Source organism: Pseudomonas sp. TE3911, from assembly GCF_054062775.1.
This window is the reverse complement of record NZ_JBSSFP010000001.1, coordinates 4,745,623-4,758,683: the sequence shown is the minus strand read 5'-3', so window position 1 is coordinate 4,758,683 and position 13,061 is coordinate 4,745,623. Positions and strand designations below refer to the sequence as shown.

Here is a 13,061-nt window from a genome sequence, read left to right as displayed (position 1 = left end):
GTTTTGCTTGGAGGGTTGCTCGCCGCGATGAGCGGCGAGCAACGATGACGCAGAACGTGTGATGAGCTAGCGCTTATCCGCTGCGGGACGAGAGTCGCGCAAGGCTAAAGAAGGCCTCTGCCTTGGGTCCTCGCCGGGTTCATGCAGAACCTGGGGCGGACTCACGCGGGCCAAAAAAACGCGACAGCACCAGACGATCCAAGGCCCATACGGCGATCAGCGAAGCGCCCACCAGCGGGAAAATGATCGCCAGGCCCAGCATGATCACCATCGCGGTTTTCCACTTCGGCAGGTCGTGGCGCAACGGCGGCACCCCCAGGCCGCCCTGGGGCCTGCGCTTCCACCAGATCACCACGCCACTGACGGCGCTCAGCAAAATCATCAGGCAGATCACCAGCACGATCAGTTGGTTGACCCAGCCGAACATCTTGCCTTCGTGCAGCATCACGCCGGTCTCGGTGGTCCGCGCTACCCAGTTGTAGTGCTCCCAGCGCACATCGGCGAGGACTTTGCCGGTGTATTGGTCCACATGCAGAGTGGCGTCGTTGCGCGGGTCGTTGGCGAACACCGCGACGGTGAACACGCCGGTGGCGGTGGTGGGGAAGGTGATGCTGTAGCCTGGCTCGACCTTGCGTGCGGAGGCCAAATCCACCACCTGTTGCAGGCGGATGGTCGGCGCGGCCGGGCCTGCGTGCATGGCGCCGTGGTTCATGTGTTCGGCGTGGTCGCCGGACATGGGCATCGGCGTATTTTCCATGGCCCAGGGCACGGTCTGTTGGGTCGCAGTGTTGAGCACTCGCGCCTGCTGGTCGGACTGCGGCACGTTGTTCCACATCGCCGCTGGGAAGGTATTCCACAGCCCCGCGTACTGCTTGCCCCAGAAGCCTGTCCACGTCATGCCGCTGAGGAGCATCACCAGCAAAAATGCCGCGCCCCAGAACCCGGCGACCGCGTGCAGGTCGCGCCAGAACACCCGGCCGCGACTGCCCAGGCGTGGCCACAGCACCCCCGCTGAAGACTTGCCACGCGGCCACCACAGATACACACCGGACACGACCAACATCGCGCCCCACCCGGCGGCGAGTTCTATGAGGCGGTCGCCGGTGGTGCCGATCATCAGTTCACCGTGCAGTGCACGAGCGATGGCTTGCAGGTTGTAGGTTGCGTCCTGCTCACCGAGTACGGTGCCGCGATAAGGGTCGACGAACACCGTCACTTCGCGACCCTCGTTGTGCATCACAAACTGCGCGCTGCTGGTGGCGTCGGCCGGCGGCAGGTATTTGCTGATCGCGCCTTCGGGGTAAGCGCGTTGGGCGCGCATCAATTGTTCGTCGGCGCTCAAGGCGTGTTCGGCTGCGGGTACGGTCAGCAGGTTGCCGTACATCAGCGGGTCGAGTTGGGGTTTGAACAGGTAGATGATGCCGGTCACGGCCAGCAGCACCATGAAGGGCGCGACAAAGAGGCCAGCGTAGAAATGCCAGCGCCAGGCCAGGTTGTAGAAAGAGATTTTTTGAGTCTTCATCAGGTAGTGCTCCGCAAGGCTATAGATCTTAGGTGTGGGGCTGCCAGGCAACCCCGCTGTCGGTAAGGCCGACTCCTACTGCGGTGCTTTAGAAACTCATGTCGACTTTAGTCCAGAGGGTTCGCCCCGGCTCCTTGATGGCTTGCGGGTCGTTGGCCGGGTAGCCGAAGCCGGCATTGCCCGCGAGGTTCAAATGCTCGGCGTAGGCCTTGCCGAACAGGTTGTCGACGCCGGTGCTGACCTTGACGTTTTTTGTGATGCGATAGGCGCCGTTCAGCGAGAACACGCCAAAGCCGCTGCTCTTGTCGTAGTCCTTGCCGACCACGTTGCCCTTGTTCTGATCGATACGGTTCTGCGCGGCGACCACTCGCCACAGCGCGCCCGCACTCCAGTCGTCTTCGCTGTAGGTCAGGCCCACGCGTGCATCCAGGGGCGGCATTTGTGGCAGGGCCTTGCCGTCGCTGCTGTTCTTGCCCCAGGCGTAGGCGAGGGTCGCGTCGGCTTTCCAATGACGGGTCAGCTTGTACGCCGCGCCCACTTCACCGCCCATGATGCGAGCATCGACGTTGCGGGCCTGGGAGGTGGTGCCCATCATGCCCGGCCGGTAGTCGAACAGGATGAAGTCACGCACTTGCCCGATGTAGCCAGAAGCCCAGGCCTCAAGGTCGTCTGCTTTGTATTGCGCGCCGAAGTCGAGTTGGGTGGTCTTCTCCGGTTTCACGCCGTCGAAGGCATTCGCCGAACCGACCGCGCCGGTGTAGGGAGAGAACAACTCCCAGTAATCCGGGAAGCGTTGCGAGTGGCCCAGACCGGCGTAGAGGGTGGTGGGGCTGTCGGCCAGGTCGTGCTCGTAGCGCATAAAGCCCGAGGGCAGGGTATCGGCGCGGGTGTCGTCGGCGGTCGGGTTGGCGCGTGCATTCATCCCGGAGCCGGTGGTTTGCCGGAAGTCCTTGGCCGAGGCGCGGTCCAGACGTGCGCCGGTGATCAGTCGATCGCGGTCGGCGGCGTACCAGGTCAGTTCGCCGAACACGCCGTAGTTGTGGAAGTTGGCGTCCTTGACCTTGGGCAACTCTTTGTAGGTGTCGATGCCCATGCTGCTGCGTTGGCGGTGTTCATTGGTCTGCGCATCCAGGCCGCCGATCAACTGCAGATCGGCCCAGCGCCAAGTGGCCTTGATCCGCGCACCGAGGGTTCGACGGTCAACGTTGGAGGCCATCGGCCCGGCCATCATCCCGGTGCCCGACGGCGTGCGCAGGCTGTAGTTGTCCATCACATGGTCGGCGTAGTTGTAGTAGACCTGCGCCTCGACCTTATCCAGCACCTCACCGATATTGGACTTCTCGAAACGCAGCCCGAGGCTTTCGCGCAGGAACTGTGAACCGTCCATGCCGCGTCCGGCGTAGCGCGCCTCGCCGTCGCCACGGCCGGCGGTGAGTTCTAGCAGGGTGTCGGCGTCGGGGGTGAAACCCACGGCCACGTCGCCGTTCCACTTGTCGTAGCGCGAAGCAACGGTGTCGTGGTTGCCGTCTTTGTAATCGTCGGCATGGGCCTGGTTGCCGATCACCCGCACATAGCCCAGAGGCCCACCGGCAGCGGCATCGATGACCTTGTCGAAACGCCCATTGGAGCCTGCCAGCACACTCGCGTTGAACCGTGTGCCCAATTCGCCGAAGTGCTCGGGCTCGCGGTCGAACAAGATGGTACCGGCCGAGGCGCCTGGCCCCCAGAGTACGGTTTGCGGGCCTTTGATCACCGTGAGGGTGTCGTAGGTTTCCGGGGAAATATACGAAGTGGGTGCGTCCATGCGTCCTGGGCAGGCGCCGAGCATCATGCTGCCGTTGGTGAGGATATTCAGGCGCGAGCCGAACATGCCACGCAGCACCGGGTCGCCATTGGTGCCGCCATTGCGCACCAGGGCGAAGCCGGGGATGGTCTTGAGGTAGTCGCCACCATCGCTGGCGGGCACCGGTTGGCGCGGGTCTTTCGGGTTCGTGACCACGGTCAGGGGGGAGCTGGGCGCAATCGCGGTGATCACAGTGGGGCTCAGTTCATGTTCATGCTCTTCGGCATGGGCCTGAGGCGTCAGCAGGGCGCCGCATAAAACGGCGAGCACAGGGGTACATCCCAAACGGGTGTCAGCAGAAAACCTGGACATGACAAATTCCATCAATCAATCGTAAACAACACGGCCAGCAGCCTGCGGCTGTCTGTCTAAAGTCGGCCGGGGTGAAGTAACGGTGCTTAGGGTTTACGAGGCGATGGGCGGCGCACGGCTGCGGGCGCCGGGGAAGATGCTCTGCCGGGCATGACCCAGGCGCGTAGCGGGGGTGAGCGCATTGGCCGGCGGCGGGGTGTTGAGGGTGACGTAGGAGACGCTGCCGGGCAGGGCGGGGCAACTGAACAGCAGGTCGCAGTAACCGCACTTGGCCCAGAGCGCGTGATGTTCGTCGGGGGCTTTAGGGTGATGGGATTCGCCATGCTCGCCCGGCATGTCCATGGACATGCTCATTGGCATCGACATCGACATCGACATCGACATCGACACACCGGCGTGATGATCCATCGGCATCGCTTGGGAAATCAGCGGACCGATAAAGATCATCAGCATGGCAAACAGGCTGATCCAACTGCCGCGCTTCACGCGGTGGTGTGGAGAGAGCCTGGCGCGAGGGGCGCCCATCGAGTGTTGGCCTATTGAGCGTGCTTATGCTCGTGGCCGGCCATCGGCGGTACTTTCTGTACGGACACTTCCACCTCGACCTTGCCAGCTTTTTCAAAGGTCAGGATCAGGGGGAATTGCTTGCCATCGGCCAACAGTCTGCGGTCTTTGAGACCCAGCAGCATCACGTGATAGGCCATGGGCGCGAAGGTCAGGTCACCTTTGGCTGGCACGGTGACGCTCGGTACTTGTTGCATCTTCATCAAGTCACCCTGCATCACATGCTCATGCAACTCGGCCTTCTCGGCCACCGGCGTGGCGACGCCGACCAGGCGATCCGGCTCAGCACCGGTGTTGTGAATCACGAAATACGCAGCGACGGTGGGTGCATTGGGTGGCAATTCCTGGGACCAGGGATCGCTGACCAGCAAGTCGCCGGCTTTGTAGTCCTCGGCATTGGCGGCACTGAACACCGGCAGCAACAACGCGGCCAGAAGCAGGGAAGATTTGAGCATGGCAGTTCTCCAGAACGGTTCTAAACGCAGTTCACTTGCGAAGACAATCAGACCGTTGGAGACGCGCGGGGGTTGAGGCTCGGCCATTGCTGGCGCGGGGTGGGTTGCTGGGGCGAAGACGACGGCAGATTCTGGAACGCATCGAACCGCGTGACATACAACTGGGGCACATGCCCTGGCAAGGCCACCAACGGCGCCGAACCTGAGCAACACCAGCAATGCTGCATGGTGGAGTGATCATCCTGCTGCGGCGCCGGAATCTCCAGTTTGCCCAGGGCGATGGTCTTGAGACTCGCACCATTGGAAGAACAGAAACTGCCCCAGAGCAATTGCTTGACCGGGTCATCCGCCTGCTGCATCGCACTGGCCATCGGCATGGCAAACGCATTGAACAGCACTGCAAGGCAGGCGATCCAGGCAATTGCAAAGCGTTGACGGGCCATGGCGGACAATCCGTAGGGTTAAACGATCAGGCGGGTATTTAGCCTGATCGGGGGGGATAAGTAAAAAGCGGTGGTGTGGTTTGGTGTCGCAGTGCTATCAGATCGCTGTGGCGTGAAGCTTGAGGCCCAAAGCCTTCATGACTTTCATGATAGTCGCGAACTCGGGATTGCCATTGCTGGAGAGGGCTTTGTATAGACTTTCTCTTCCGAGGCCGGCGTCGCGGGCTACCTGGGTCATGCCTTGGGCGCGGGCGATATCGTTGAGAGCGGTACGAATCAATAGACCATCACCAGCATCATCCTCAAAGCAGGTCTCTAAATATGCAGCCATCTCCAGAGGGGTTTTCAGATATTTTGCCGCATCGAAGCGGGTAAAGGACTCGCTCATAATTTATTCCTCGCTACCAAAATTTATTGCGATTTGCTTTGCACGTTTGATGTCTCTGCTCTGTGTTGATTTGTCACCGCCGATTAGCAACAGATAAACCACCTCGTCTCGGCGGGTGAAGTAAACGCGATATCCTGGGCCGTAATGGATCCGCATTTCAAACACGCTATCCCCCACTGACTCGCAGTCACCAAAATTTCCGGCTTCAGCCATTCGCACTCTCTTGATTACGCGAACTTTTACGAACGGGTCCCGAACTGCTTCCAACCATTTGACAAACTCAGTGGTTTCATTGAACTCAATTGTCACGGATCGTATTCCTCAGGATACAAAATGGCAAGCTGTGACACGTTGTCGAAACGGCGTGCCCCCTCGCGGGGAGTTAACCCAAAACCGCGAGGGTGGAGGTTAGGGCGGGGGCTTTTGGCTGAGCCAGCCAGCTGGTTCGGAAGTGTTTGTAGGGGGAATCGACTTTTTGGAGGGAGGCCAAATAGCTAGTCGTTTGGCTAGTTATTCGTACAAGCAGAAATTTCCGACAGGGATTTGAGGTTGTCCCTAGGACACTCGGTCTCTAGTCTCCGCGCACCGCTGCAAACGCAGCGGACGGGCGTCGCGGCCCGGGTTCCTATGGACGCTGAGCGTCATCGTCTGCTTTCAGTTGGCGCTTTTTTATCGTCTACTGTGCGGCGCAATGGTGGCTGTGCGCGGGATACCTTCGGGTATGCCGGGTTGCCTTAGGACCGGTCCGCGAACCTGCGTACAGCTGCCACCCTATCGCGTCGCGGCGAATCAGTGGCAGCTCCACTTTCCTAAGGAGCTTCACAATGATTAAGCCCACCCCAAATCCCCCCGTCCGGCTCTTCACCGTGGCCGATGGCATCAGCACCGAAGACCTGTTGGTCAACCTCAGCGAAACACTCGCCTCGGCTAACGCGCTGAGTTGTGACTTGGCGTTTGATCTGGAAGGTCGAAAACGAGAGGAGTTGCTGGGCGTTGCGCAGTTGATTGAGCTGGCGCAGTTGTTGGCTGATCGTGTACACAGCGGCGTTGGGCAGGTGTCCGCCGCAAGCAGCTAACAATGCAGTTCAAAATGTGGGAGGGGGCTTGCTCCCGATTGCGGTGTGTCAGTCACTGATTTATTGGCTGATCTACTGCAATCGGGAGCAAGCCCCCTCCCACATTTGAACTTCGGTGTTCAAGGCGAGTGGATTGCCTGCAGTGCCGCCGCCACCGTTGGGAACTCCCGGTCCACCGCCGCCAACACCGGCCGCTTCAACACCAACACCGGCACTCCACGCTCGCGCGCCACTTCCAGCTTGGGCTCGGTGGCTGTGCTGCCACTGTTCTTGCTGATCAGCACATCAATCCCACGCCGTTCAAACAACACCCGCTCGTCTTCAATCAAAAACGGTCCACGGGCGCCGATCACTTCACACCGCTCATTGCCCGGATACACATCCAGCGCGCGCAGCGTCCAGAACTGGTCGGCGGGGATTTCATCAAGATGCTGCAATGGCTCGCGGCCTAAGGTGAACAGCGGGCGCTTGAAGGGTTTCAACGCCGTAATCAACTCGGCCCAGTCACTGACCTCACGCCAATCGTCACCGGCCTGCGGTTGCCACGCCGGGCGACGTAATGCCCAGCACGGCACACCGCACACCTTTGCCGCCTCGGCGGCATTGCGGCTGATCTGCGCCGCATACGGATGGGTCGCGTCGAGGATCAGGCTGATCTGTTCGTCGCGAACAAATTGCGCCAATCCTTCGGCGCCGCCATAACCGCCGACACGCACTTGGCAGGTGAGATCCGTTGGCACACGGCCCACGCCCGCCAGGCTGTAGATATGCTCCGGGCCCAACGTGCGAGCGATGGCGAGCGCTTCGGTCACGCCACCCAACAGCAGAATCCGTTTCATCGCGGCTTGACCACTTCCAGCAAGGTGATCGGAAGCGCCTGCCGCCACGTATCGAATTCACCCAGCGGCTGGGCCTGAGCGACGTGGATGCGCGTCAGTTCGCCGCCATGTTGAGCGCGCCAGTTCATCAGGGTCATTTCACTTTGCAGGGTCACGGCGTTGGCGACGAGCCGACCGCCGGGGCGCAGGTGTTGCCAGCAGGTGTCGAGCACGCCGTCGCGGGTGACGCCGCCGCCGATGAAGATGGCGTCCGGTGCCTCCAGACCATGCAAGGCGTCCGGCGCTTTGCCGCAAATCAGTTGCAGACCGGGCACGCCGAGGGCGTCGCGGTTGTGTTCTATCAGGCCCTGGCGGCCTGCGTCGGCTTCAATCGCCAATGCGCGGCAGCTCGGGTGAGCGCGCATCCATTCGATACCGATGGAGCCGCTGCCCGCGCCCACGTCCCACAGCAGTTCGCCGGGCATCGGGGCGAGGCGGGCGAGGGTCATGGCGCGCACATCGCGTTTGGTCAGTTGGCCGTCGTGGTGGAAGGCGGAATCGGGCAGGCCAGCGAGGCGCGACAGACGCGGTGTGTCGCTGCAGGCCAGGCAGTCGATGGCGATCAGGTTCAAATCAGCGACGCGCGCGTGTTGCCAATCATCAGCCAAGCCATCGATGCGCCGCTCGTCGACACCGCCCAGGTGTTCAAACACGCTCAACCGGCTGGGCCCAAACCCGGACTCAGCCAGCAACGAAGCAATCAACGCAGGACTGCTGCCGTCATTGCTCAACACCAGCAACCGCACCCCCGTGGCCAGATGCGCATTGATCGCCGCCAACGGTCGGGCCACCACGGATAACGTCACCACTTCCTGCAACGGCCAGCCCAGCCGCGCTGCCGCCAACGACACCGACGACGGCGCCGGTAAAATCAGCAGTTCTTCAGCCGCGACCTGCCGCGCCAGACTGGCCCCCACGCCATAGAACATCGGATCGCCGCTGGCCAGCACACACACAGGCGTACCGCGCTGCGTCAGCACCGGCTCAAGGGAAAACGGGCTCGGCCACACTTGGCGCTCGCCGCGAATACACACCGGCAACAGGTCCAACTGGCGCTGAGCACCTATAATCCGCGTGGCGCGCAGCAGGGCATGCCGGGCATTTCTGCCCAGGCCCTTGAAGCCGTCTTCACCGATGCCTACAACCGTCAGCCAGGGCGACATATCCATTCCTTGAGCGACATCCGACGGGCAGGCTTTTCATGCCGCCGGACAAAGCAGGCATAATACCGCGCCTTTACCTGTGAACCGGTAGCCCCGTGAACCCAACGCCCGCTCTGAATACCTTGCGCCCCTCGGCTTGTCCGGGGTTGCTGCGTATCGTCCAGGCCTTGGATGGCGGTATCTGCCGAATCAAATTGGCCGGTGGTTCGATCACCTCAGCCCAAGCCGACGCTGTGGCCGATGCCGCCCAGGCCTATGCCGGCGGGGTGATCGAGGCGACTAACCGCGCCAATCTGCAAATACGCGGGATCGGCGCCGAGCAGGATGCGCTGATTGCCATGCTGCTGGCCGCAGGCCTCGGCCCGAGCAACGCCGCCGGTGACGATGTGCGCAATCTGATGCTCAGCCCCAGCGCCGGCATCGACCCGCAGATGCTGTTCGACACCCGCCCGCTGGCCGAGCAGATCCTCGCCACCCTGCAAAACCACCCGCGTTTCCATGAGTTGTCGGCGAAGTTCGCCGTGCAGTTGGATGGCGGTGAGGATCTGGCGATGCTCGAACATCATCACGATCTGTGGCTGTCGGCGTTCCTGCGCGATGGCGAGACGCTGCTCGCGTTCGGTCTGGCCGGCTGTCCGGGCCTGGATGCGCCATTGGCAGCTGTGCCATTGGATCAGGGCCACGCGCTGGTGGTGGCCGTGCTGGAAGCCTTTCTCGACCTGGCCACCCCAGAACAAACACGCATGCGCCATTTGCCTGTGGATAACTTACTGAGCCATCTGCGCCTGCCGCTGCTGCCGATCGATGGCTTCAAACGCCCGCCCAGTGGCGCTTTACTGCACCTTGGCACTTATCCACAGCCTCAAAAAAATCAGTTCTATGTCGCTGCTATCGCGCCCTTGGGTCGCCTGGATTCGACGATGCTCAAGGGCGCCGCACAACTCGCCCGCGACTATGGCGACGGCACCTTGCGCTTCACCCCCTGGCAAGGCGTGCTGTTGCCCAACGTCGAAAAACCTCACGCCGTGACCGAGCGCTTGGCGCAGTTGGGCTTTCTTTGCACCATCGACCAACCGCTGGCGCGCCTGACCGCCTGCACCGGTTCCAGCGGCTGCGCCAAGGCCCTGGCCGATACCAAGGCCGATGCCCTGCAACTGGCTGCGCAGCAACTCGACCATGACGTGCACCTGACCGGCTGCCCGCGCTCCTGCGCCGCCGCGCACACTGCGCCGGTCACCTTGCTGGCGGTGAGCCCCGGCCACTACGACCTCTATTTTCGCGATGCAGCCCACCCAGGTTTCGGCCGGCTGCACGCGCGCACTCTTTCCATTGAAGCGGCGAGCGCCCTGTTGCGCGCTCGTCCACGGAGCAACACCGATGATTGATTACATCCGCGACGGTCAGGAGATCTATCGCAACTCCTTCGCCATTATTCGCGCGGAAGCCAAGTTGGACCGTATCCCGGCTGATTTGGAAAAACTCGCGGTGCGGGTGATTCATGCCTGCGGCATGGTCGACGCCATCGACGGCCTGCAATTCTCCGAAGGCGCCGGCAAGGCCGGGCGCGATGCGCTGGCCGCTGGCGCGCCGATTCTGTGTGATGCGCGGATGGTCTCCGAAGGCGTGACCCGCGCGCGCCTGCCGGCCAACAACGAGGTGATCTGCACCCTACGCGATGACAGCGTGCCGCAACTGGCGCGCGAGCTGGGCAACACCCGTTCCGCCGCTGCCCTGGAGCTGTGGCGCCCGCACCTGGAAGGCAGCGTGGTGGTGATCGGCAACGCGCCGACCGCGTTGTTCTACCTGCTGGAAATGCTCGACGCCGGCGCACCGAAACCGGCGTTGATCCTCGGTTTCCCCGTGGGTTTTGTCGGTGCTGCCGAATCCAAGGCGATGCTGGCCGCTGACAGCCGTGGTGTGCCGTTCGTGATCATGCAAGGCCGCCTGGGCGGCAGCGCCATGGCCGCTGCGGCGGTCAATGCACTCGCCACGGAGGTCGAATAATGCAGGCACGCGGACGTTTGATCGGTCTGGGCGTCGGCCCCGGCGACCCGGAGCTGATCACCCTCAAGGCCCTGCGCCTGCTGCGTGAATCGCCAGTGGTGGCGTACTTCGTCGCCAAGGGCAAGAAGGGCAACGCGTTCGGCATCATCGAGGACCACTTGGTGCCGCAACAGACCCTGATGCCGCTGGTGTACCCGGTGACCACCGAGGCACTGCCGGCGCCGCTGTCCTACGAGCAAGTGATCAGCGATTTCTACGACACCGCCAGCATCGACGTGGCCGCGCACCTGGACGCCGGCCGCGATGTGGCGGTGATCTGCGAAGGCGATCCGTTCTTCTACGGCTCCTACATGTACCTGCACGACCGTTTGGCCGAGCGCTACGAAGCGCAGGTCATTCCGGGGGTGTGCTCGATGCTCGGTGGCGCGTCCGTGCTGGGCGCGCCGTTGGTGTACCGCAACCAGAGCCTGTCGGTGCTCTCGGGTGTGCTGCCCCATGAAGACCTCAAGCGCCGCCTGGCGGATGCCGACGCGGCGGTGATCATGAAACTGGGCCGCAACTTCCCCAAGGTGCGCCAAGTGTTGGAAGAACTCGGCCTGGCCGAGCGCGCGTTGTATGTGGAGCGCGCCACCATGGCCAACCAGAAGATCGTGCCACTGGATCAGGTTGACCCGTCGTCCTCACCGTACTTCTCGCTGATCATCGTGCCCGGTGAACGGTGGCAAGGGTGATAAATCCGGCAATTGTCATCCTCGGCCAGGGCAGCCTGGCGACCGCGCGCAAGATCCAGCAGGTGTACCCCGGCGCAGTGATCCACGGCTTGGCCGGACGGGTTGAAGGTGCGGACCAGGCTTATAGCGAATTCGGCGCCACCTTGCGTCAGTTGTATCAGCAAGGCACGCCGCTGATTGCCCTGTGCGCCGCCGGTATCGTGATCCGCACCCTGGCGCCGCTGCTGCTGGAAAAAGGCGAAGAACCTGCCGTGCTGGCCGTGGCGGAAGATGGCAGCGCCGTGGTGCCGTTGCTCGGTGGCCTGGGCGGTGTGAACGTGATGGCGCGGGACATCGCGGCCGCACTCAACGTGGCGGCTGCGATCACCACCAGTGGCGAGCTGCGTTTCGGCACTTGTTTGCTCAACCCGCCTGCGGGTTATGAACTGGCGGATCTGGAGCTGGGCAAGCGCTTCGTGTCCGACCTGCTGGCCGGCGAACGCGTGCGTATCGAAGGCGCGGCGCCGTGGCTGGATCAAGCGAATTTGCCGCAAGACCAGCAAGCCCGTTTGGCGATTCACGTGGGCACTGCCGAGCGCGTGCCGGCGGCCAATGAATTGCTGATCTATCCGAAGACGGTATCTGTCACCTGCAAGCCGGGTGCGGATTTGGCTGCGCGAGTGCGAGGGGCTTTGCATGATGCCGGCATCGCCGTGCAATCCCTGGCGTGCCTGCTGGCCAGCGACACGCAGATGGCCGAGGCGTCGCTGCATGAAGCCGCATCGGCATTGGGAGTGCCGTTGCGTTTCACCAGGGTTATCCAGGATGCCGACATCGTGATTGACGTTGCCGAGCAGCCGTTAGACCTGCCGCGCGTTGGCCGCCCGCGTGGCCGCCTTGCCGTGATCGGCCTGGGCCCCGGCGCCGCCGAATTGATGGTGCCGGCGGTGAAAGCCGAACTGGCACGTTGCACCGATGTGCTGGGCTATGAAACCTACGTGCGCATGGCCGGGCCATTTCGCGCCGATCAGGTTCAGCACTGCACCGACAATCGCGAAGAAATGCAGCGCGCGCGCCATGCCTTCGAGCTGGCCGCCCAAGGGCGTTCGGTGGTGGTGGTGTCGTCCGGTGACCCTGGCGTGTTCGCCATGGCGGCGGCGGTGATCGAGGCGTTGCACGAGTCCAGCGATCCTGCCTGGCATCAGGTCGACCTGGAAATCCTGCCCGGTGTCTCGGCCTCTCTGGCCACCGCAGCTCAGGCGGGTGCGCCGTTGGGCCATGATTTCTGCGTCATGTCGCTGTCGGACAACCTCAAGCCGTGGTCGATCATCGAGAAACGCCTGGATCTGGCTTCCCAGGCTGACCTGGCCCTGGCGTTCTATAACCCGATCTCGCGGTCACGCCCGTGGCAGTTGGGCCGCGCCCTGGAAATCGTCGCGCTGCACCGTACGCCGCAAACACCGGTGGTGCTGGGCCGCGATATCGGCCGGCCGGGCCAGACATTGCGTGTCACCACCCTTGGGCAACTCACGCCTGACCAAGTGGACATGCGCACCATGGTGCTGATCGGCTCGTCCACCACCTGCACATTCCCCCGTGCCAGTGGTGGTGAGTGGGTATATACGCCTCGCTGGTACGGCGAAAAACCCGTCTCCTGAAACGGCCTTTTGGCTGCTGGAAAGCTCCGAATGACGCAGTGATTG

General features: G+C 62.6%; 14 protein-coding genes. 5 read left to right on the top strand and 9 right to left on the bottom strand.

All coding sequences use genetic code 11. The annotated features are described in order from the left end of the window. Positions 1-139 precede the first annotated feature (139 nt). The 7 genes from ACVWXD_RS21680 to ACVWXD_RS21650 all read right to left on the bottom strand — a co-directional run bounded on the left by ACVWXD_RS21680 (position 140) and on the right by ACVWXD_RS21650 (position 5,830). The gene (locus tag ACVWXD_RS21680) at positions 140-1,522 is read right to left on the bottom strand and encodes a PepSY-associated TM helix domain-containing protein (protein WP_457371311.1); all 1,383 of its coding nucleotides are present in this window, start codon (positions 1,520-1,522) and stop codon (positions 140-142) included. A gap of 88 nt (positions 1,523-1,610) precedes the next feature. Then, a complete protein-coding gene (locus tag ACVWXD_RS21675; RefSeq protein ID WP_457371310.1) occupies positions 1,611-3,677 on the bottom strand; it encodes a TonB-dependent copper receptor in 2,067 nt (688 codons plus the stop codon). Between the two features lie 93 nt (positions 3,678-3,770). Continuing rightward, positions 3,771-4,202, bottom strand: coding sequence for a DUF2946 domain-containing protein (locus ACVWXD_RS21670; protein ID WP_457371309.1), 432 nt, complete (start codon positions 4,200-4,202; stop codon positions 3,771-3,773). 11 nt (positions 4,203-4,213) lie between these two features. Beyond that, positions 4,214-4,696, bottom strand: a complete 483-nt coding sequence (locus ACVWXD_RS21665) for a copper chaperone PCu(A)C (protein ID WP_260367372.1) — start codon at positions 4,694-4,696, stop codon at positions 4,214-4,216. A gap of 47 nt (positions 4,697-4,743) precedes the next feature. Then, positions 4,744-5,139 (bottom strand): DUF2946 domain-containing protein, encoded by a 396-nt coding sequence (locus tag ACVWXD_RS21660; RefSeq protein ID WP_095186039.1) that lies wholly within the window; start codon positions 5,137-5,139, stop codon positions 4,744-4,746. Positions 5,140-5,236: 97 nt separating this feature from the next. Further along, entirely contained in the window at positions 5,237-5,527 is a 291-nt protein-coding gene (locus ACVWXD_RS21655; RefSeq protein ID WP_032890601.1) for an addiction module antidote protein, read from the bottom strand. Between the two features lie 3 nt (positions 5,528-5,530). Continuing rightward, the gene (locus ACVWXD_RS21650) at positions 5,531-5,830 is read right to left on the bottom strand and encodes a type II toxin-antitoxin system RelE/ParE family toxin (RefSeq protein WP_032890654.1); all 300 of its coding nucleotides are present in this window, start codon (positions 5,828-5,830) and stop codon (positions 5,531-5,533) included. Between the two features lie 521 nt (positions 5,831-6,351). Here ACVWXD_RS21650 and ACVWXD_RS21645 point away from each other — a divergent pair. Next, a complete protein-coding gene (locus ACVWXD_RS21645) occupies positions 6,352-6,603 on the top strand; it encodes a DUF6124 family protein (protein ID WP_032890602.1) in 252 nt (83 codons plus the stop codon). A 119-nt stretch (positions 6,604-6,722) separates the two neighbouring features. Here the strand turns inward: ACVWXD_RS21645 and ACVWXD_RS21640 are convergent, their stop codons facing one another. Both ACVWXD_RS21640 and cbiE read right to left on the bottom strand, forming a co-directional pair. Then, entirely contained in the window at positions 6,723-7,442 is a 720-nt protein-coding gene (locus ACVWXD_RS21640) for a cobalt-precorrin-6A reductase (protein WP_122764176.1), read from the bottom strand. Beyond that, positions 7,439-8,644 (bottom strand): precorrin-6y C5,15-methyltransferase (decarboxylating) subunit CbiE, encoded by a 1,206-nt coding sequence (cbiE, locus tag ACVWXD_RS21635; RefSeq protein WP_181644077.1) that lies wholly within the window; start codon positions 8,642-8,644, stop codon positions 7,439-7,441. Before cbiE ends, ACVWXD_RS21640 begins: the two co-directional genes overlap by 4 nt. 95 nt (positions 8,645-8,739) lie before the next feature. Between cbiE and cobG the strand changes: the two genes are divergently transcribed. Genes cobG through cobJ form a run of 4 tightly spaced genes read left to right on the top strand, consistent with a single transcriptional unit; the run spans position 8,740 to position 13,016 of the window. Then, positions 8,740-10,029, top strand: coding sequence for a precorrin-3B synthase (gene cobG, locus ACVWXD_RS21630; protein WP_286819368.1), 1,290 nt, complete (start codon positions 8,740-8,742; stop codon positions 10,027-10,029). After that, positions 10,022-10,648, top strand: coding sequence for a precorrin-8X methylmutase (locus tag ACVWXD_RS21625; RefSeq protein WP_032890608.1), 627 nt, complete (start codon positions 10,022-10,024; stop codon positions 10,646-10,648). Before cobG ends, ACVWXD_RS21625 begins: the two co-directional genes overlap by 8 nt. Next, on the top strand, positions 10,648-11,379 hold the full coding sequence (locus ACVWXD_RS21620) for a precorrin-2 C(20)-methyltransferase (RefSeq protein ID WP_032890609.1): 732 nt from the start codon (positions 10,648-10,650) through the stop codon (positions 11,377-11,379). The genes ACVWXD_RS21625 and ACVWXD_RS21620 overlap by 1 nt, the downstream gene beginning before the upstream one ends. After that, positions 11,379-13,016 (top strand): precorrin-3B C(17)-methyltransferase, encoded by a 1,638-nt coding sequence (gene cobJ, locus ACVWXD_RS21615; protein ID WP_181644109.1) that lies wholly within the window; start codon positions 11,379-11,381, stop codon positions 13,014-13,016. The genes ACVWXD_RS21620 and cobJ overlap by 1 nt, the downstream gene beginning before the upstream one ends. Positions 13,017-13,061 lie beyond the last annotated feature (45 nt).